Source organism: Bradyrhizobium sp. AUGA SZCCT0182 (assembly GCF_018130185.1).
Lineage (GTDB): Bacteria > Pseudomonadota > Alphaproteobacteria > Rhizobiales > Xanthobacteraceae > Bradyrhizobium.
In genome coordinates this window covers 125,461-144,885 of the sequence record NZ_JAFCLY010000013.1, presented here as the reverse complement: position 1 = coordinate 144,885, position 19,425 = coordinate 125,461, and the positions used below count along the sequence as shown (strand labels likewise).

General features: G+C 63.8%; 13 protein-coding genes. 12 read left to right on the top strand and 1 reads right to left on the bottom strand.

Going from position 1 to position 19,425, the window contains the following annotated elements; genetic code table 11:
* The first annotated feature begins 8 nt into the window (after positions 1-8).
* The 8 genes from JQ611_RS16390 to JQ611_RS16355 all read left to right on the top strand — a co-directional run bounded on the left by JQ611_RS16390 (position 9) and on the right by JQ611_RS16355 (position 12,860).
* Positions 9-1,451 carry an amidohydrolase family protein gene (locus JQ611_RS16390; protein WP_212465990.1) on the top strand — a complete coding sequence of 481 codons (1,443 nt, stop codon included), beginning with the start codon at positions 9-11 and terminating at the stop codon, positions 1,449-1,451.
* Between the two features lie 140 nt (positions 1,452-1,591).
* Complete coding sequence (locus JQ611_RS16385; protein WP_212465989.1) at positions 1,592-4,036, top strand: CaiB/BaiF CoA-transferase family protein; 2,445 nt, start codon at positions 1,592-1,594, stop codon at positions 4,034-4,036.
* Positions 4,036-5,115 (top strand): ABC transporter ATP-binding protein, encoded by a 1,080-nt coding sequence (locus JQ611_RS16380; RefSeq protein WP_212265121.1) that lies wholly within the window; start codon positions 4,036-4,038, stop codon positions 5,113-5,115. Before JQ611_RS16385 ends, JQ611_RS16380 begins: the two co-directional genes overlap by 1 nt.
* The gene (locus JQ611_RS16375; RefSeq protein ID WP_212265120.1) at positions 5,112-6,107 is read left to right on the top strand and encodes an ABC transporter ATP-binding protein; all 996 of its coding nucleotides are present in this window, start codon (positions 5,112-5,114) and stop codon (positions 6,105-6,107) included. The genes JQ611_RS16380 and JQ611_RS16375 overlap by 4 nt, the downstream gene beginning before the upstream one ends.
* A 25-nt stretch (positions 6,108-6,132) precedes the next feature.
* Positions 6,133-7,680: an ABC transporter substrate-binding protein gene (locus JQ611_RS16370; protein ID WP_212465988.1), complete on the top strand. Its 1,548-nt coding sequence runs from the start codon at positions 6,133-6,135 to the stop codon at positions 7,678-7,680.
* 4 nt (positions 7,681-7,684) lie between these two features.
* Positions 7,685-8,641, top strand: coding sequence for an ABC transporter permease (locus tag JQ611_RS16365; protein ID WP_192734894.1), 957 nt, complete (start codon positions 7,685-7,687; stop codon positions 8,639-8,641).
* Complete coding sequence (locus JQ611_RS16360; RefSeq protein WP_212265117.1) at positions 8,638-9,522, top strand: ABC transporter permease; 885 nt, start codon at positions 8,638-8,640, stop codon at positions 9,520-9,522. The genes JQ611_RS16365 and JQ611_RS16360 overlap by 4 nt, the downstream gene beginning before the upstream one ends.
* Before the next feature lie 20 nt (positions 9,523-9,542).
* Complete coding sequence (locus JQ611_RS16355; RefSeq protein WP_212465987.1) at positions 9,543-12,860, top strand: carboxyl transferase domain-containing protein; 3,318 nt, start codon at positions 9,543-9,545, stop codon at positions 12,858-12,860.
* Between the two features lie 159 nt (positions 12,861-13,019).
* On the opposite strand, the gene JQ611_RS16350 is transcribed toward JQ611_RS16355, so the two are convergent.
* Complete coding sequence (locus tag JQ611_RS16350; protein WP_249133216.1) at positions 13,020-14,630, bottom strand: flavin-containing monooxygenase; 1,611 nt, start codon at positions 14,628-14,630, stop codon at positions 13,020-13,022.
* 196 nt (positions 14,631-14,826) lie between these two features.
* Here JQ611_RS16350 and JQ611_RS16345 point away from each other — a divergent pair, with 196 nt between their 5' ends.
* The 4 genes from JQ611_RS16345 to JQ611_RS16330 all read left to right on the top strand — a co-directional run bounded on the left by JQ611_RS16345 (position 14,827) and on the right by JQ611_RS16330 (position 19,305).
* Positions 14,827-16,050 carry a cytochrome P450 gene (locus JQ611_RS16345; RefSeq protein WP_212465986.1) on the top strand — a complete coding sequence of 408 codons (1,224 nt, stop codon included), beginning with the start codon at positions 14,827-14,829 and terminating at the stop codon, positions 16,048-16,050.
* 91 nt (positions 16,051-16,141) lie between these two features.
* Entirely contained in the window at positions 16,142-17,740 is a 1,599-nt protein-coding gene (locus tag JQ611_RS16340) for a GMC family oxidoreductase (RefSeq protein ID WP_212465985.1), read from the top strand.
* A 7-nt stretch (positions 17,741-17,747) separates the two neighbouring features.
* A complete protein-coding gene (locus JQ611_RS16335; RefSeq protein WP_212465984.1) occupies positions 17,748-18,197 on the top strand; it encodes a hypothetical protein in 450 nt (149 codons plus the stop codon).
* A gap of 82 nt (positions 18,198-18,279) precedes the next feature.
* Positions 18,280-19,305: a S1C family serine protease gene (locus JQ611_RS16330; protein ID WP_212465983.1), complete on the top strand. Its 1,026-nt coding sequence runs from the start codon at positions 18,280-18,282 to the stop codon at positions 19,303-19,305.
* Positions 19,306-19,425: the final 120 nt, after the last annotated feature.

Genomic DNA, 19,425 nt, shown 5'->3' with positions numbered 1-19,425 from the left:
GTGTTGGAATGCCTATGGAAGTTATCGCCCACAGCCTGTTCTCCGGTCCTGACCGCGGTCTGCTCGAAAACGCCGTGCTGCGGCACGACGGTGGTTTGATCACCTCCATTGATGAGGGAATGCCGCCCGCGACTGGCCCGCGCTCCCTCATCCTTCCGGCCTTCGTCAATGCCCACGACCATGCGCGGCCGACCGCGTCGTCCTTTGGCGCGATCGGGATGCCGCTGGAAAGCTGGATCCTGCGATCCGCGCTCGGCACACCCGTTGATCCCTATCTCACCGCGGCCTCCGCGCTGGCGCGCTCGGCGCGGGCAGGGTGCGCTTCGATGATGGTGCATTACACGCGGCCGAGCGGGACCATGCCGCTGGTCGACGAAGCCAAGGCGATCGCACGGGCGGCTTCCGATGTCGGCATCCGCATCGCGTTCGCCCTTGCGGTGCGCGACCAGAATCCAGTCGTGTATGGCGATAGTGAGCCGGTACTGTCGGTGTTACCCAGTGACGATCGCAAGGCGATCGAGGAATTGTTCGTCCGTGCGCCGATGTCGCCCAAGGTCTATATCGAGCTGACCGATGCGATCGCCGCGGCAATTGCAAGTCCCAAGGTCGACGTGCAGTTGGGGCCTGCGGGCGTGCAGTGGTGTTCAAAGCCGCTGCTGGAGGCGGTAGCGGAAAATTCGGCGCTGACCGGCCGCCGGATCCACATGCACCTGCTGGAAACCATCTATCAACGCGCCTGGGCGGATGAGCATTTCCCTGACGGTATCGTTCGCTACCTTCGCGACATCGGCTTCCTGTCGGATCGGCTGACGCTGGCGCATTGCATTCATGCGCGGCAGGATGAAATCGAGATGATCGCCGCGTCCGGAGCGCGCATCGTCACCAATTTCAGTTCCAACATGCATTTGCGCTCGGGCCTCGCGCCGATCGCCGCCGCGCATCAATGCGGCTGCGCCATCGCCGTCGGCGTCGATGGCCTGGCGCTGGACGAGGATGACGACGTGCTGCGCGAGATGCGGCTGGTGCAGATGTTCCACGGCGGTCTCGGCTTCAAGCGAACCTGGACGCCAGCGGAGTTTTTCGGCCTTGCCGTCGCCAACGGCCGCAAGGCGACCGGCGCGCCGGGTACGGGCGCGTTGACGCCCGGCGCTCCGGCAGACTTCGTAACGATCGATCTCGACCGTCTCGATCGCGACCAGATCATGCCGGTCGATCCGATTGAACTGCTGTTCGCGAGAGGCAACGCGTCGCTGTTGCGAGAGGTGGTTGTCGACGGGCGCACGATCGTCAGCGAAGGCCATTGCACCGGTGTCGACCTTCCCGCGATCGAGAAGGAGTTGCGCGGCATCTACCGCGTCAATGCCGGTAAATTCGGAAACTTCCAGCGCGCGTTGCCGCCGCTTTCGGCTTCGCTTCAAAACTGGTTCGAAGCGCAACTGGATTGCAGTTAAGCACTTCGCATCGTTCGCCAATTCCGTATCACGGAAGAAAATTCCGCTTGCATCGACAGGCGGGCAAGGTTTCATGGTCAGCAACAAAAAACTGAACCGGCGCGCGCATGACGCCGGTCGTTTGGCCATGAGGAAGCGTGATGGGCGCGTTGTCGCATCTGCGGATTGTCGAGATCGGAAGCGCTGCGGCGACCAGCTATTGCGCGCGGTTGTTCGCCGATTTCGGTGCGACCGTGCAGAAGATCGAACCGCCGGCGGGTGATCCGCTTCGCCGCACCGCGCCGTTGACGCCGGAAGGTCACAGCGCCTGGTTTGCGTTTCTTAATTTCAACAAGTCGAGCGTGGCGCTCGATTGCAGTGACGCCGACGCTTCATCGCGCCTGACCGAACTGATCGCGGCGTGCGACATTTTGCTCGACGGCCGCGACATCGATGCGGCGAACTGTCCGGCTGTCGATCTCGCAGCGATCAAACAGCGCAACCCCGGCCTTATTCATCTCGACATAAGCTGGTTCGGTCGTGAGGGGCCGTATGCAAAATTCGAAGCGACGGACTCGACGATTCGCGCGTTGAGCGGACTGGTAAAGCTGGTCGGGCCGGTCGAGGGGCCGCCGATGCATGCGCCGGATTTCCAGACCGGCATCTTCGCCGGCCTCTGGGGCTTTATCGCGGCGGCTTCCTCGGTGCTGGGCCGGATGCAGGACGGTCGGGGACGGGCGAACTCCCTGAGCATCTTCGAATCCAGCATCGCGGTGACCGAGTACATCATGTTCGAGTCGTTCGTGCACGGCGACATCATGCGGCGCATGGGGGTTAACAGGTTCTGGCCGACGTTCCCGGCCGGCATCTACGAAACCAAGCAAGGCTGGCTCGGCGTCACCACGGTAACTCCGGCGCAATGGCGGTCGTTTTGCGAGATGCTGGCGCTGCCGGAATTGCGCGACGATCCGGCGCTGTCCTTGGGCGTCGATCGCCTGCAGCATATTGCTGACATCGAGGGCAAGATCGTGCCGCGGCTGAAACAGCGCACCGCGCAGGAATGGTTCGCCGAGAGCCTGCGCCGCAAGATTCCGATCGTGCCGGTACCCGATGTCGGCGACCTCATCGCCGACGAAGAGAAGAAGGCGCGCGGCGCAATCGTGCCGGTTATGATCGGCGACGAAACCGGCTTTACGGCAGGCTCGATGCAACGCTTGACCGGAACACCGCCACGTCGCGGCGGCGCGGTTCCCGATATCGGCGAGCAAATGCTCGGCTGTGCGCATGTCAGCGAGGCTGCGAAACGGGTACCGGTGCCTGCAGAGCAGGGATCAGACCGCCTGCCGCTGGAAGGCATCCGCGTCGTCGATTTCTCGATGGGTTGGGCCGGCCCGATCTGTACGCGCACGCTGGCCGATCTCGGCGCCGACGTCATCAAGATCGAGGCCACGCAATATCCGGATTGGTGGCGCGGGGTGGACCGGCGGCCGGCCTATGTTCTCGAACAGATGTACGAGAAATCGGTGCGCTACTGCATCATGAACCGCAACAAGCGCGGCATCACGCTCGACCTGACGCGTCCGCAGGGCCTCAATCTGGCAAAACGGCTGCTGGCCGATGCCGACGTTGTTGTCGACAATTACTCCGTCGAGGTGTTGCCGAAGCTCGGGCTCGGTTATGAGGTGCTGAGCAAGCTCAATCCAAAGCTTGTCATGATGTCGATGTCGGCCTTCGGCGCCGGCAGCGTGCACCGCGATTGCCGCGCCTATGGCTCGACGCTCGAACAAGGCTCAGGCCTGCCGAGCGTGGTCGGCGATCCCGGCGGCCCGCCTGTGATGAGCCACACCGCGTTCGGCGATGCCGTCGGCGGCTTGAACGGCTGCGCCGCGGTGCTCACGGCGTTGATCCACGCCAAGCTCACCGGCAAGGGCCAGTTCATCGATCTCGCGCAGATCGAATGCATGATGCCGTTTGCGGCGCCCTGGATCATCGCGCATTCGATCGATGGCAAGGAACCGGTCAGGTACGGCAATCGTCATCCGGATTTCGTGCCGCATGGCTGCTTCCTCTGCGCCGGCGCCGACAGCTGGATCGTGGTCGCGGTTTCCAGCGACGCGATGTGGCCAAAACTTGCAAAACTGCTCGGCCGTGCCGATTGGGCCACTGACGCATGGCTGAAGACGGCGGTGGGACGGCGCGCCATCGAGCGCGAGATCGAGGCCGCTATCAAGGCATGGACGTCGGCGCGCGACCCGGAATCGGCGATGAAGGCGTTGCAGGCAGCGGGCATCGCGTCAGGCGTCGCGCGGCTGCCGATGGAACTGCTGCAGGATCCGCAGCTGCATGCGCGCGGTTTCATTCAGGAAGTCGATCGCGCCTTTATCGGAAAACATCCGCAACCCTCGATGCCGTTCCGTGAGGGCGCAAAGCCGTTTCCGATCCGAAGCGCGCCGCCGACGCTCGGCGAACACAATCAGGAAATTCTCGGCGGGCTGCTCGGGCTTTCCGATGCCGAGATCGATCAGCTGGCCCGCGAGGGCATCATTGGAACCGAGATGCTGATGGAGGAACAGCTCGTGAAAGAGAAGAAGCGGGCGGCGGGCTGATGGCAGCGGCCCAGCCGGCACAGCGCGGATCGGAAGTGGTTGCGGGCGGCCCGCAAGCGCTGATGTCGGTGCGCGGCCTCGGCATCCGTTTCAAGACCTCGCACGGCGTCTGGCAGGCGACCCGCAAGATCGATTTCGACATCGCGCCCGGCGAGCGGGTCGGCATCGTCGGCGAAAGCGGCTGCGGCAAGACCATCACCGGTCTTTCGATTCTGCGGCTGTTGCCGAACAACCTTGCCGGGCTCGATGGATCGATCCACTTCGACGGAACCGATCTGGCGTCCTGCAGCACGCGCGAGATGCGGGCGATCCGCGGCCGGCGCATCGCGATGATTTTTCAGGAGCCGATGAGTGCGCTCGATCCGGTGTTCACAGTCGGCCATCAGATCGCCGAGACGCTGCGGGTGCACACCGGCGTCACCAAGGAGGAGGCGAGGGAACGGACGCTCGAGATGCTGCGCCGGGTCGGCATTGCCTCGCCGGAGCGCCGCATCGACGATTATCCGCACCAGCTTTCCGGCGGCATGCGCCAGCGCGTGATGATCGCAGCAAGCCTGATCTGCGGGCCACAACTATTGATCGCGGACGAGCCGACCACGGCACTCGACGTCACCGTCCAGGCGCAGATCCTGGAACTGTTGCGCGACCTCAGCGAGACTTCCAATACGGCGCTGATGCTGATCACGCACGATCTCGGTGTCGTCGCGGAAACCTGCACGCGCATGATTACGATGTATGCGGGCGAGGTGATCGAGGACGCCGCGGTCGATGACGCGCTGGTCCGGCCGCTGCATCCCTATACGTCGGGCCTGTTGCGCTCGTTGCCGCATCTGAGCCCGCGGCACGGCAAGCTGCCGTCGATCCCGGGCCGGGTGCCGTCGATCATGGACATGCCCAATGGCTGCCGTTTCAAGGCACGCTGCGCGCATGCGGTCGCCGGCTGCGAGAAAGAGCAGGCGCTGCTCGACGCCGGCAATGGCCGCAAGGTGCGCTGCTGGCGCTTTCGCGAGCTCGATCTGCCCGGTGCCTTGCAGCACGCTGCGACGGCACCGATCGCAGCGATGGTGGCCAGCCCATGACGCCGCAAGCCGCCAATAATGCCATCGTCTCGGTGCGCGATCTCCAGGTCGGCTTTCAGACCACCGATCGCCGCGCCATTGTGAAGGCGGTCGACGGCGTCAGTTTTGACGTTCGTCGCGGCGAGACCTTTGGCATCATCGGCGAATCCGGATCGGGCAAGACCACGATCGGCCGTGCGCTGGTGTTCCTGCTCAAACCCAGCGGCGGCGCGATCCTGCACAATGGCGTCGATCCGCTGGCGATGCCGCGGCAGCAGTTCCAAAGCCATCGCCGCGACTACCAGATCATTTTCCAGGATCCGAATGCCGCGCTGAACCCGCGCATGACGATACTATCGTCGGTGCTGGAGCCGCTCGAACTGGCGCGCGCAGGATCGAAGGCCGAGCGGCTGCAGCGGGCGCATGAGGCGATGGACCGGGTCGGTCTGCCGCAGGACCTCGGCGAGCGCTATCCGCACCAGCTGTCCGGCGGTCAGAAGCAGCGCGTGGTGATTGCCCGGGCGCTCACGCTGCGCCCCAAACTGATCGTCTGTGACGAGGTGGTAGCGGCGCTCGACATGTCGATCCGCGGCGACGTGCTCAATCTGTTCGCCGAACTGCAGCGCGATCTTGGGCTTACCTACGTCTTCATCACCCACGATCTCGCCGTGGTGTCCCATATCAGCGAGCGGATCGCGGTGATGTATCTGGGACGTTTCGTCGAGCTAGGCCCGACCGAAAAGGTCTCGGAACGGCCGCTGCACCCCTATACCCAGGCGCTGCTGTCGGCCGAGCCACGGCCGTTGCCGTCGACCATGCGCGGCAACAATCGCATCGTCCTGCAGGGCGAGATCCCGAGCCCGATCGACCCGCCATCGGGGTGCCGCTTCCGCACCCGCTGCCAGTATGCGCAAGCCGTCTGCGCCGAGAAGACGCCGGACTGGCGCGAGCTGATGCCCGATCACTGGGTCGCTTGCCATTTCGCCGACCGCCCGAATTTTTCACCGAACTAACAGAAGAACCGCCGGAGGAATTGCCATGACACAGACGACGCGACGCGAGGTAATGGCGCTGATATCGGGCGCGCTGGCTGGTGCAACCCTCGGCGGCCACGCATTTGCGCAAGGCACGCCGAAGCGCGGCGGGATCCTGCGCATCTCGGCGCCTGCCAATCCGTCGAGCCTTGACCCCGCCACCGGCGGCGCCGGTTCGGACCATGCCTTCCTGTTCACGATGTACGACACGCTGACCGAATGGGATTTCGAGACGCTGAAGCCGAAGCCCGGCCTCGCCGAGAGCTGGAGCTTTTCGGACCCGACGACGCTGGTGCTCAACATCCGTTCCGGCGTGACGTTCCACGATGGCACGCCGCTCGATGCCGAGGCCGTCAAGTTCAACCTGGAGCGCAACAAGAGCGATCCGAAATCCAACATCAAGGCCGATCTTGCCGCGATGGAATCGGCTGCGGTGACCGGTCCGTTGCAGGTCACGTTGAAACTGAGCACACCTGACGCAGCATTGCCCGGCATTCTCTCCGACCGTGCCGGCATGATGGTATCGCCGGCCGCGGTCAAGGCCAGTGCGGCCGGCAATGTCGCGCGCACGCCGGTCGGCGCCGGCGCCTATGCCTTCGTCAGCTGGGCGGACGGCGAGAAGATCGTCATCAAGCGCAACGAGAAATACTGGAAGCCGAACCGTCCTTACCCTGACGGTATCGAGTTCTCAATCATTCCGGAATTGACGACCGGATCACGCTCGGTCACCGCCGGCCAGAACGATTTGATGTACCAGTTGCCGCCGCGGCAGAAGGCGATCGTGGAGCGCGCCAGCAACATCAAGATCTTCAACGGCCCGACGCTGTACGTGTTCCAGATTTTCCTGAACTGGGCAAAACCGCCGTTCGACAACATCAAGGTGCGCCAGGCCTTCAATTTTGCGATCGATCGCGAAACCTTCGTCAAGGCGGCACTCGCAAGCCTTGCCGAGCCGGCCTACATGAACCTGCCGAAGGCGCATTGGGCCTACGACAAGTCCGTCGCCGGGCTTTATCCTCACGATCCCGACAAGGCGAAGAAGCTGCTCGCCGAGGCCGGCTTCAAGGACGGCTTGCCGATCGAGCTGGTCGGCTATCCCGATCAGGATTCGGTGCAGCGCCAGGAAATCCTGATCGAACAGTTCCGCAAGGCGGGCATGAATGTGCGCTTCTTGAACGCGCCGATCGCGGAAGCCTCTGCCGCGTTCTTCGGCGCCGAGAAGCGCGGCTCCGGCATTCTCGCGGCCTGGACCGGGCGGCCCGATCCGAGCCTGACCTATTCGCTGATGTTCACCAAGGACGCCTATTACAATGGCGGCCGGGGCGCGGTACCGCCGGAGCTCGAAGCCGCAATCAAGGAGTCGCGGGCGTCGGAGGACATCGAGCTGCGCCGCAAGGCGTTCGCGACCGTGCAGCGGCTGGTGATGGAAAACGCCTTCGTGGCGCCGCTCGCGTTCCAGTTCGAACTGGTGGCGATGAACAAGAAGGTGCAAGGCTACAGGCCGAACCTGCTGGGCAAGCCGAAATACGACGACGTCTGGCTGGAAAGCTAACCGAATGGCGCGACGAAGTCCGACAAGGGTCATCGGCGGCCGCCTGCTGCAGGCGCTGCCCGTGATCCTGCTCGCGACCTTCATGGTGTTCGCGCTGCTCAAGCTGGTGCCCGGCGACATCGCGGTGACGTTGGCCGGCGACAACGCCACCGACGCCCGCATCACCGAGATCCGAAAAATCTACGGCCTCGACCGGCCGTTCCTGGTGCAGTACGGCGCGTGGCTGGCGAATGTCGTGCAAGGCGACCTGTCGCAATCGCTGCTGACGGGCGAGAAGGTCGCGACCTCGATCTCGCGGGCCTTTCCCAACACGCTTCTGATTGTGGCGATCGCGCTGGTGCTGGCACTGGTCACGGGAATCCCAATGGGCGTGATCGCGGCGATCAAGCCCGATGGCTGGGTCGACAAGACGGTCAGCATGATCGCCTCGCTCGGGGTCGCAATACCCGGCTTTTGGCTGGCGATGATCCTGGTCGCCGAGATTTCACTGAAGCTGAACTGGCTGCCGGCAACCGGCGCGAAATCCTTCAGCGTCTCGCCCATCGAGGCGATCCGGCATGCCCTGCTGCCGGGCATTGCGATTGCCGCCTACGGCATGGCCGAGGTGGCGCGGCAGTTGCGTGGATCGCTGCTGGAAGTGCTGTCGTCGCAATATGTGCGCACCCTGCACGCCAAGGGCCTCTCGATGACCCGGATCCTGTGGCAGCACGGGCTCAAGAATGTCAGCGTCAATCTGTTCACGATCATCAGCATCCTGGTCAACCGCATGCTGGCGGCGACCGTCGTGATCGAAGCCGTGTTTGCGATTCCGGGCCTCGGTAGCCTGATCGTGCGCGGCGCCATCCAGCGTGATTTTCCGATCGTGCAGGGCGTGGTGTTCACGATGGTGATCGTGGTCATTCTGGTGAACCTGATCGCGGACTTGCTGTGCGCGGCCGTTGATCCCCGGATCGAACAATGACGGATTTGGCGCTCGAAACCCCCAAGCGACTGGTCCAGCCGAGCCGGCTGCGGCGGTTTTTCCGCTGGCTGGCGGGCGATCTGCGCGCCGCGCTCGCGATCCTGGTGCTGCTGGTGCTGGTGATTGTCGCGATCGGCGCGCCCTGGATTGCCCCTTATCTGCCGACCGCGCAGGACGCCAACAACATGCTGGCGGCGCCGGGGCCTGGACATCTGCTTGGCACCGACGATCTCGGCCGCGACATCTTCAGCCGGCTGATCTATGGCGCGCCGGCAACCGTCTATGCCAGCCTGCTCGCAGTCAGCGTCGCGGTCGCGATCGGCCTGCCGGTCGGCCTGGCCGCCGGATTCTTCGGCGGCTGGACCGATGACATCATCAGCCGGATCATCGATACGTTCCTGTCATTCCCCGCCATCGTGCTGGCGATCGCGGTCACCGGCGCACTGGGCATCGGCCTCACCAACGGCATGATTGCGGTGGGGATCGTGATGTTTCCGGCGCTGGCGCGAATCGTCCGGGCGCGGACGCTGATCGTGCGGCAAGAGCTCTATGTCGACGCCTCCAGGTGCTTTGGCGCGCCGGCCTGGCATATCCTGTGGAAACACGTGCTGCCGAACGCCCTGCAGCCTGTCATCGTGCAGGTCACGCTCTTGCTGGCGGCAGCGCTGCTGGCGGAGGCCAGCCTCAGCTTCCTCGGGCTCGGTATCCAGCCGCCAAACCCGAGCTGGGGCGCCATGCTGGCCCGCGCCTATCAGTATATGGAAATCGCGCCGGAGCAGATGTATGCCCCGGGGCTTGCCATTCTGGTGGTCTCGTTGGCATTCAATGCGCTGGGAGAGTCCTTGCGTATCGTGCTCGATCCGACCATGAAGGATCGATAATCCTTTTGCGGAAGCATTTTATGCCCTTCAATAAGCTCCTGATCGCCAATCGCGGCGAGATTGCCATTCGTATCGCGCGGGCCGCGGGCGAGACCGGCCTTGCCACTGTCGCGATCTACCCCACCGACGACGCGCTGTCGTTGCATGTCCGCTCCGCTGACGCAGCGCATGAAATCCCGGGGCGGGGCGCGCGGGCCTATCTCGACATCGAGGCGGTCGTGGCCGCCGCCAAAGCCACCGGCTGCGATGCACTGCATCCCGGTTACGGCTTTCTCAGCGAAAACACCTTTCTGGCCCGGCGTTGTGCGGAAGAGGGCATCACCTTTGTCGGCCCGTCGCCGGAGGCGCTGGATCTGTTCGGCGACAAGGCCAAGGCCAAGGCGCTGGCAAAAGAGACCGGCGTGCCCATCATCGAGGGCACCAGCGGCCCCACCTCGCTCGACGAGGCCAAGGCCTTCTTTGCGTCCCTGGGCTCTGGGGCCGCCGTCATGATCAAGGCCATCGCCGGCGGCGGTGGGCGCGGCATGCGTATCGTGGACGATGCGGCAAAGCTGGAAGAAGCCTATGCGCGCTGCCAGTCCGAGGCCAAAGCGGCCTTCGGCAGCGACGGCGTCTATGTCGAGCGCCTGATTCGTAACGCCCGCCATATCGAGGTGCAGATCATCGGCGACCACCACGGCGCGATCAGCCATTTGTGGGAGCGCGAATGCACCATCCAGCGCCGCAACCAGAAGCTGATCGAGGTGGCGCCGAGCCCGTCCCTGAGCAACAGTCTGCGCACGCGGATCATTGACGCCGCCCGGGAACTCGCGGCGGCCGCGAACTACGACAATCTCGGCACGTTCGAATTCCTGGTCGATGGCGACGCCAAAGGCGATGCGCAGGCTTTTGCGTTCATCGAGGCCAATCCGCGGCTTCAGGTCGAGCACACCGTGACCGAGGAGGTGCTCGGCGTTGACCTGGTGCAGGCGCAGCTCGCCGTTGCCGGCGGCGCCACGCTGGGCTCGCTCGGCCTCGCGCAGGCCTACATCCCAAAACCGCGCGGCTACGCGATGCAGCTTCGCGTCAACATGGAGGTGATGGACGAGAACGGCGTCACCAAGCCGACCGGCGGCACGCTCTCCATGTTTGACCTGCCGGCCGGGCCCGGCGTGCGCGTCGATACGTTCGGCTATTCCGGCTACAAGACCAGCGCCGCCTTCGACTCGCTGCTCGCCAAGGTCATCGTGCGCGCGACCGGCCCAAATTGGGCCGACGTGGTGCAGAAGGCCACCCGCACGTTGCGTGAATTTCGCATTGGCGGCGTTGCCACCAATATCCCGTTCCTCGGCGCGGTGCTGGCGCATCCGGATTTCGTCGCCAACCGGATCAATACCGGCTTTATCGATACCCATGTCGCCGCGCTGGTGCACGCGGCGAACGATCTCTCGGCGCCGGAGCTGCTGGAAGCGGGCGCGGCCGTGTCCATTCCCGAGGCCCGCGAAGCCTCGGCTGGGTCAGCCGGTCCGGCCGGCTCCGTCCCGGTGCCGGCGCCGCTGCAGGGCACGATTGTCGCGATCGAGGTGCGGGAAGGCGATCTTGTTCGCCCGGGCCAGCAGATCGCGGTGCTCGAATCCATGAAGATGGAGCATCTGGTGACCGCGCCGCATGGCGGCAAGGTAACGAAGATTGCTGCCGACGCCGGCGTCACCCTGATGCAGGATGAGGCCATCCTGTTTCTCGAACCGGCCGAGATTGATGCCCACGATGTGGCGGAGGAAGAGGATGTCGATCTCGACCACATCCGCCCTGACCTCGCCGAACTGATCGCGCGTCACGCCATCACGCTGGATGAGAACCGGCCGGCCTCGGTCGAGCGCCGTCGCAAGACCAACCAGCGCACGGCGCGCGAAAACCTCGCGCAGCTCGTCGATGAGGGGTCCTTTGTCGAATATGGCTCGCTCGCGATCGCGGCGCAGCGGCGGCGGCGCAAGGTCGACGACCTCATTCAGAACACGCCGGCTGACGGCCTGATCTCCGGCGTCGCCACCGTGAATGCGGAAAAATTCGGCGCGGAAGGCGCGCGCTGCATGGTGATCTCCTATGATTACACCGTGCTGGCCGGCACCCAGGGCCATATGAACCACAAGAAGATCGACCGCATGCTCGGGCTCGCCGAACAATGGCGGATGCCGCTGGTGTTTTACGCGGAAGGCGGCGGCGGCCGTCCCGGCGATACCGACCGGCTCGGCATGACCGGTCTCGACGGGCCGTCCTTCGTGCAATTCGCAAAACTGTCGGGACTGGTGCCGGTCATCGGCGTCGTCTCCGGCTATTGCTTCGCCGGCAATGCCGCTATGCTCGGCTGCTGCGACGTGATCATTGCCACCAAAAACGCTTCGATCGGCATGGGCGGGCCGGCGATGATCGAAGGCGGCGGGCTTGGCGTCTATCATCCGGCCGAAGTCGGCCCGACGTCGTTCCAGTCGCCGAACGGCGTGATCGATGTCCTGGTCGAGGACGAAGCGGAAGCCACCTCCGCCGCGCAAAAATATCTGTCGTATTTCCAGGGCACGGTGACGGACTGGAAGGCGCCGGACCAGCGGCTGCTGCGGCGCGCGATCCCGGAGAACCGGCTGAGGGTCTATGACATCCGGACCGTGATCGACCTTCTCGCCGACGAGGGATCAGTACTCGAAATTCGCCGCGATTTCGGCGTCGGCATGATCACGGCGTTCATCCGCATCGAGGGAAAACCGTTCGGGCTGATCGCCAACAATCCAAAACACCTTGGCGGTGCCATCGATGCGCCGGCCGGCGACAAAGCCGCGCGTTTCCTGCAGCTGTGCGATGCCTTTGACATTCCGATCGTGTCGCTGTGCGATACGCCGGGTTTCATGGTCGGGCCCGAGGCCGAAAAGACCGCGATCGTGCGCCATGTGGCGCGGATGTTCGTGACCGGCGCCAGCCTCACGGTGCCGTTGTTCGGCATCGTGCTGCGCAAGGGTTATGGCCTCGGTGCGCAGGCCATGATCGGCGGCGGCTTTCATGCCTCGTTCTTCACGGTGGCGTGGCCGACCGGCGAATTCGGCGGCATGGGCCTTGAGGGCTATGTTCGGCTCGGCTTCCGCAAGGAAATGGAAGCGATCGCCGATCCCGAAGAGCGCGAGAAATACTACAAGGCCAAGGTCGCCGAACTCTATGCCAACGGCAAGGCGGTTTCGATCGCCTCCGTGCTCGAAATCGACGAGGTGATCGATCCCGCTGATACGCGGCACTGGATCATGGCGGGGCTCAGGTCGGTGCCGAAGCCGGAACAGCGTAGCGGCCGCAAGCGGCCGTGCATCGATGCGTGGTAGGGAGAACTTCTTGCTTACCTCGCCCCGCTTGCGGGGAGAGGTCGGATCGCTCTTGCGATCCGGGTGAGGGGGTACAGGTCCATTAACGAACTCCGAGTTCGCGGATAGAGCCCCTCACCCCGACCCTCTCCCCGCAAGAGCGGGGCGAGGGAGCGTAAGCTACCCCAGCCGCAACTCATCATATCCCTTCGCCGCCACCTCATCGCACCGCGCGCGATAGGCCGGGGCGCTGCCGCTGTAGCGGGCGATGATGCGGGTTTGCTTGCCTTCGACGTTGGAGTTGATGCCAGTCATCCAGGAATCGATCTCGTTGGACAACAGCCCGACGCCGAGCGCCTTGACGTGATCTGTCCATGACTGCACGCCGGCGGTGGTCGCTTCTATCAGCGTCAATTTATTATCCATCGCAAAGCGTACCAGCCCGGTCACCCAATCGACGCTGTATTCGATGCTGCGCGGGATGTTGCCGAGCGCGGTGTGCGGCCCCATCAGCATCATCATGTTGGGGAATTCGTGGACCATGATGCCTAGGTAAGTCTGCGGCCCGTGCTTCCATTTTTCCTTCAGCCGCGCCTCATTGACGCCGCGGAAGTCGATCTTGTCGAAGCTGCCGGTGAGCGCGTCGAACCCGGTCGCATAGATGATGATGTCGAACTCGAATTCCTTCGCGCTGGTCTTGATGCCCGCTGGCGTGATCCGCTCGATCGGTGTCTCCTTGATGTCGACCAGCTCGACATTGTCCTGGTTGTAGACCTCGAAGTAAAACGTCTCCAGCGGCAGCCGCCGTGTGCCGAACCCATGGTTCTTCGGAATCAGCTTCTCGGCGACCTCGGGGTTTTTCACCCGCTGGCGGATTTTCCGTGCCACGAAATCGCTGATCGTCGCATTCGCCTTGCGGTCGATCAGGATGTCCTTGAAATTCCCCTGCCAGATCCCAAAACCGCGCTCGCCATAGAGCCGCTCATAGTTGGCTTCGCGCTCCTCGTCGGACACCTCGAACGCGCCGCGCGTGTCAGGCGTGTGGACGAAGCAGGCAAAAGTCTCCTGGCAGCGGGCAAATATCTCGGGATAGCCGGCCTTGATTTTCTTCTGCGTCTCGGCGTCGATCTTGCCGTTGTGCAGCGGCGCTGCCCAATTCGCCGTTCGCTGGAACACCGTCAGATGTCCGACCTGCCCGGCGATGGTCTGGATGGTCTGGATGCCGGTTGCGCCGGTGCCGATGACAGCGACGCGCTTGCCGGTGAAATCCACCGGTTCTTTGGGCCAGCGCGCGGTGTGGAACGATGCGCCCTTGAAATCGCCGAGACCTTCGATTCGGGGCAGCGTAGGCGTCGAGAGCGGCCCGATCGCCGTGATCAGGAAGCGGGAGTTGAAGCGGCTGCCGTCTTCCAGCGTGATCGTCCAGCTCCGGCTTTCTTCCTCGTAATGCGCGGCCTTGACCCGCCTTTCGAACTGAATGTCCCGGCGCAGATCGAACTTGTCGGCGACATAGTTGCAGTAGCGCAATGTTTCCGGCTGGCCTGCAAAATGCTCGGACCAGTCCCACTCCTGCAGCAACTCCTTGGAGAAGGAATAACCATAGGAATAACTCTCGGAATCGAAGCGTGCTCCGGGATAACGGTTCCAGTACCAGGTACCGCCGACATCGGTGCCCGCCTCGAATACGTGCACGCGCAAGCCCAGTTCGCGCAGCCGGTAGAGTTGGTACATGCCGGAAAGGCCGGCGCCGATGATGATGACGTCAAGATCCGGAATCGGCGTTGCTCCCAAGTCTGTTCTCAATGTATGTCCTTGGCACCAAAACTATCCGTTCTTGCGCCGGTGGACAAACCCCGCCTGGACGCGTGGCAGGGTTGCAGGTTTGCCGCCGGGCTGCCTCTCGCGCCTTTACTCATGGCCATATCTGCCCCTATCGTTGAAGGCAGGAGCGCCCGGCAAGCGGCGACGGAAACAGGGGAGGGACACGATGGCCCAGGCGCTGCGCAAGCTGGCCTCGATCGACGTCAGCGATCCCCATTTGTACCAGGACGACAATTGGCGGCCGCTATTCGCCCAGCTGCGCCGCGACGATCCCGTGCATTATTGCGAGGCCTCGCCGTTCGGGCCGTATTGGTCGGTAACGCGCTACGACGACATTTTTACCGTCGAACTCGACCACGAGAACTATTCGTCGAGTTCGGAACTCGGCGGTATCCAGATCACCGATCAGCCGCTCGGCCAGGAGTTTGCCAACTTTATCCGGATGGATCCGCCGGGCCATACCGCGCATCGCCGCACCGTTACTCCCATCGTGGCGCCGTCAAACCTCGCCAACCTCGAGGCACTGATCCGCAAGCGGACCTCGGACGTGCTGGACGCGCTGCCGCGCCACGAGACGTTTGACTGGGTCGCGCGGGTTTCGACCGATCTCACCAACATGATGCTGGCGACGCTGTTCGATTTTCCCTGGGAGGACCGCGAGAGGCTGACCTGGTGGTCCGATGTTGCGATCGCCAATGTCGAAGCGCCGGATGCTGTCGTGCATTCGGCGGAGGAGCGCATCGCCGAACTCACCAAAATGGGCGAATACTTCCGCAAATTATGGGATGCCCGCGCCAACGCAGCACCAACCTTCGATTTGATCTCGATGCTGGCGCACTCGCCGGCGACCCAGAATCTGCAGGCACGCGAATTCATCGGGACGATTGCGCTTCTGATCGTCGGCGGCAACGACACCACGCGCAATTCCATGACCGGCGGGCTGATGGCGCTGGTCGAAAACCCCGAGCAGTTCGAATTGGTGCGCAGCCGGCGCGAACTGATTCCCAACCTCGTTTCCGAATCCATCCGCTACCACACGCCGGTACTGCATATGCGCCGCACCGCGCGCAACGATGTGGAGTTGGCCGGCCGCCAAATTGCAAAAGGCGACAAGGTGGTGATGTGGTACATCTCCGGCAATCGCGACCAGGAAAAGATCGATCGCCCCGACGAATTCATTGTCGATCGCGCCAAACCCCGGCAGCATCTCGCCTTCGGCGCCGGCATCCACCGCTGCGTCGGCGACCGGCTCGCCGAACAGCAAATCCGCATTCTTTGGGAGGAAGTGTTGCAACGAGATCTCAGGTTCGAAATCACAGGGCCGCCGCAGCGGCTCTATTCGAATTTCATCCGCGGCGTTCGTTCGCTGCCGGTAAGGATTGTGAATTGAACTCGTCATTCCGGGGCGATGCGAAGCATCGAACCCGGAATCTCGAGATTCCGGGTTCGCTTCGCGCCCCGGAATGACAAGAGGAACTGGAATGAACGATCCCGTTGACGTCCTGATCATTGGCGCCGGTGCCTCCGGCGCCGCTGTCGCCTGGAGCCTCGCCGATACCAAGATGCACATTCTCTGCCTCGACCAGGGCGGCTGGATGAATTCTTCCGAATATCCGAGCACCGGGCGTGACTGGGAAGCTAAGTTTTACGGCGACTGGTCGACCAGCCCGAATATCCGCGGCCGGCCCGAGGACTACCCGATCAACGATGACAATTCGCCGATCAAGGTGGTGAATTTCAACGGTGTCGGCGGTTCGACTGTCATGTACACCGCGCATTGGCCGCGGCTGCATCCGTCCGATTTCAAGGTGAAGACGCTGGACGGCGTCGCCGACGACTGGCCGATCGATTACGACGCGCTCACCCCGTTCTTTGAAGAGAACGACCGCATGATGGGCGTCTCGGGCCTATCGGGCGACCCGCGTTCGCCGCTGACGCGCCCGCCGATGCCGCCGCAGCCGCTCGGGCTCTCCGGCCCGCTGATCGGCAAGGCCATGAACAAGCTCGGCTGGCACTGGTGGCCGTCGGATACCACGGTCGCGACGATGGACTACGAGGGCAGGGCGCGCTGCATCAATCTCGGCCATTGCACGCCGGCCTGCGCGCAAGGCGCAAAAGCGTCTACCGACATCACTTATTGGCCGCACGCGATCCGCGCCGGCGTCGAACTCAAAACCCATTGCCGGGTGCGCGAGATCCTGACCAACGAGCACGGCATGGCCTCGGGCGTCGTCTACTACGACAAGGATGGCGTCGAGCAGTTCCAGCCGGCCGAGGTCGTGATCATCGCCTGCAACGGCGTCGGCACGCCGCGGCTGCTCTTGAATTCGGTCTCCGGCCGTTTTCCGAACGGGCTTGCGAATTCTTCCGGACTGGTCGGCAAGAACCTGATGTTCCATCCCTATGCGCAAATCTACGGCTTCGTTAAGGAGCCGACCGACAGTAACCGCGCGCCGCCGACCTGCCTCTGGAGCAAGGAGTTTTACGACACAGACCTCTCGCGCGGCTTCGTCCGCGGCTACGGCATCCAGTTCGGCCGCGGCGCAGGGCCGGTGTTCGAAGCCGTCGCGAGCGAGCAGAAGGGCATCTTGCCGTGGGGCGCCGATCACCACCGCGTCTTCCGCAAGCTCAATGGCCATCGGCTCGGGGTCTCGGCGATTTGCGAGGATCTGCCCGAGGAACACAACCGCGTCACGCTCGATCCCGTGCTGAAGGACAGCCACGGCATTCCCGCACCGAAGATCGACTACACGATCAGCGAAAACAGCCGGAAGATGATGGCGCACGGACTGGCGCGGGGTAGGGAGATTCTCGAAGCCGCGGGTGCCACGGACCTCTGCATCAACGACCCGATCCCATGGGGCGGCTGGCATCTGCTTGGCACCGCACGCATGGGCACCGATCCGGCGCGCTCGGTGGTCAACGAATGGGGCCGGTCGCATGATGTGAAGAATCTCTTCATCGTCGACGGCAGCGTGTTCGTGACGTCGGGCGGCGTGAACCCGACCTCGACCATCCAGGCGATCGCGCTCTACGTCGCCGACCAGATGAAGCAACGTCTAGCCAATCTCTTCGACTGAGGCCGCCATGTCCGAACCCAATGAACTGACCTCAGCCCAGCGCGACGATCTCCGCATCGTCGCTGCGATGATCGTCCCCGCCAGCGAAGAGTACAAGGTGCCCGGCGCCGACGACCCCGCTGTTCAGGCCGACATGCTGGCGACGCTCGGGCGCGACACCACGCTGGTGGCGCAAGCGCTCGATCATCTCGCGCGGCTTGCCGGCAGGCCGCTTGCCGAGCTTGATCCGGCGCGGCGCGATGCGGTGGCGCAGGAGTTCCGCGCATCAGGTGGTGCTGCGGGAGCAACCCTCGTTCGCGTCGTGCTGCAATGCTATTACCGCGACGATCGCGTGTTGCGCTCGCTCGGGCTGGAGCTTCGTGCGCCCTTCCCGCAAGGCTACACGCTGGAGCAGGGCGACTGGTCGCTGCTCGATCCGGTCAAGGCGAAGCCGCCGAACTTGCGGCGGGCCACGTAAGCCTCAGGGCAGGTTTGCGCGGTGGTTGAGGCTCTTGCGGCGAGGTAATCCCGTAACCATCTGACGGGCGAAGGAATTCGCCATGTTGGATTTTACCCCAGATAACGCCGATGACGGATCGTCATCGCGCGCGACCGAACACGCCCTTGATAACGACCAGGCCCTGCTGGACGCCTATTCCAACGCCGTGATCGGCGTGACCGAGCGCGTCGGCCCCGCCGTCGTTCGCGTCGAAACCGGCCCCAAAGTGCGCACCGCGCGGGAGCGCGGCGGACTCGGGTCGGGCATCGTGATCTCGCCGGATGGCCTGGTGCTGACCAACAGCCACGTGGTCGGATCGTCGAAAGAAATCCGGCTGCGGGATACCGAAGGTTTTGTCACCGCCGCGCACGTGCTTGGCGTCGATCCCGACACCGATCTGGCTCTGCTGCGCGCCGACGGCGCACGGGACCTGCCGTATGCATCGCTCGGCAATTCCAAGAGCCTGCGCCGCGGCCAGCTCGTGGTCGCGATCGGCAATCCCCTGGGGTTTGAGTCGACGGTCACCGCGGGTGTGGTATCGGCGCTGGGCCGCTCGATCCAATCGGTGAGCGGGCGGACCATCGAGGACGTGATCCAGACCGACGCTGCGCTCAATCCCGGCAATTCCGGCGGGCCGCTGGTGTCGTCGGCAGCCGAAGTGATCGGGATCAACACTGCGATCATTCAGGGCGCGCAAGGCATCTGCTTTGCGGTCGCCAGCAACACCGCGCAGTTCGTGCTGTCGGAGATCATCCGGCACGGCTATGTGCGCCGCGCCTATATCGGTGTGTCCGGCCAGACCGCGCCGATCCCGCGGCGGCATGCGGTGGTGGCCGGCGTCGACAACACAATGGGCGCGCTGCTGGCGCAGATCGAGATTGATAGCCCTGCGGCACAGGCCGGCCTGTTGCCGGGAGATGTCGTGATCAAACTGGATGGCGTCGAGATCAACGGCGTCGACGATCTGATCCGCGCACTCGACCGCGACCGCATCGATCGCAAGCTGGAAATGGACGTGCTCCGCATGGGCAGGTTGCGGGCGGTGGATATTCATCCGGTGGAGCGCAAGCGCGCGGCAAGGCAGTAATATCAGCGGACGCTGCTTCCCTCTCCCCTTGTGGGAGAGGGTGGCTTCGCGAAGCGAAGACGGGTGAGGGGTTCTCTCCTCACGACAAGATGCGCAATGTGGGTAGAAACCCCTCATCCG

Bases quoted from the DNA above. Each gene is read 5' to 3' on its own strand.
- JQ611_RS16390 (WP_212465990.1), top strand. From the start codon at position 9: ATGCCTATGGAAGTTATCGCCCACAGCCTGTTCTCCGGTCCTGACCGC.
- JQ611_RS16385 (WP_212465989.1), top strand. From the start codon at position 1,592: ATGGGCGCGTTGTCGCATCTGCGGATTGTCGAGATCGGAAGCGCTGCG.
- JQ611_RS16380 (WP_212265121.1), top strand. From the start codon at position 4,036: ATGGCAGCGGCCCAGCCGGCACAGCGCGGATCGGAAGTGGTTGCGGGC.
- JQ611_RS16375 (WP_212265120.1), top strand. From the start codon at position 5,112: ATGACGCCGCAAGCCGCCAATAATGCCATCGTCTCGGTGCGCGATCTC.
- JQ611_RS16370 (WP_212465988.1), top strand. From the start codon at position 6,133: ATGACACAGACGACGCGACGCGAGGTAATGGCGCTGATATCGGGCGCG.
- JQ611_RS16365 (WP_192734894.1), top strand. From the start codon at position 7,685: ATGGCGCGACGAAGTCCGACAAGGGTCATCGGCGGCCGCCTGCTGCAG.
- JQ611_RS16360 (WP_212265117.1), top strand. From the start codon at position 8,638: ATGACGGATTTGGCGCTCGAAACCCCCAAGCGACTGGTCCAGCCGAGC.
- JQ611_RS16355 (WP_212465987.1), top strand. From the start codon at position 9,543: ATGCCCTTCAATAAGCTCCTGATCGCCAATCGCGGCGAGATTGCCATT.
- JQ611_RS16345 (WP_212465986.1), top strand. From the start codon at position 14,827: ATGGCCCAGGCGCTGCGCAAGCTGGCCTCGATCGACGTCAGCGATCCC.
- JQ611_RS16340 (WP_212465985.1), top strand. From the start codon at position 16,142: ATGAACGATCCCGTTGACGTCCTGATCATTGGCGCCGGTGCCTCCGGC.
- JQ611_RS16335 (WP_212465984.1), top strand. From the start codon at position 17,748: ATGTCCGAACCCAATGAACTGACCTCAGCCCAGCGCGACGATCTCCGC.
- JQ611_RS16330 (WP_212465983.1), top strand. From the start codon at position 18,280: ATGTTGGATTTTACCCCAGATAACGCCGATGACGGATCGTCATCGCGC.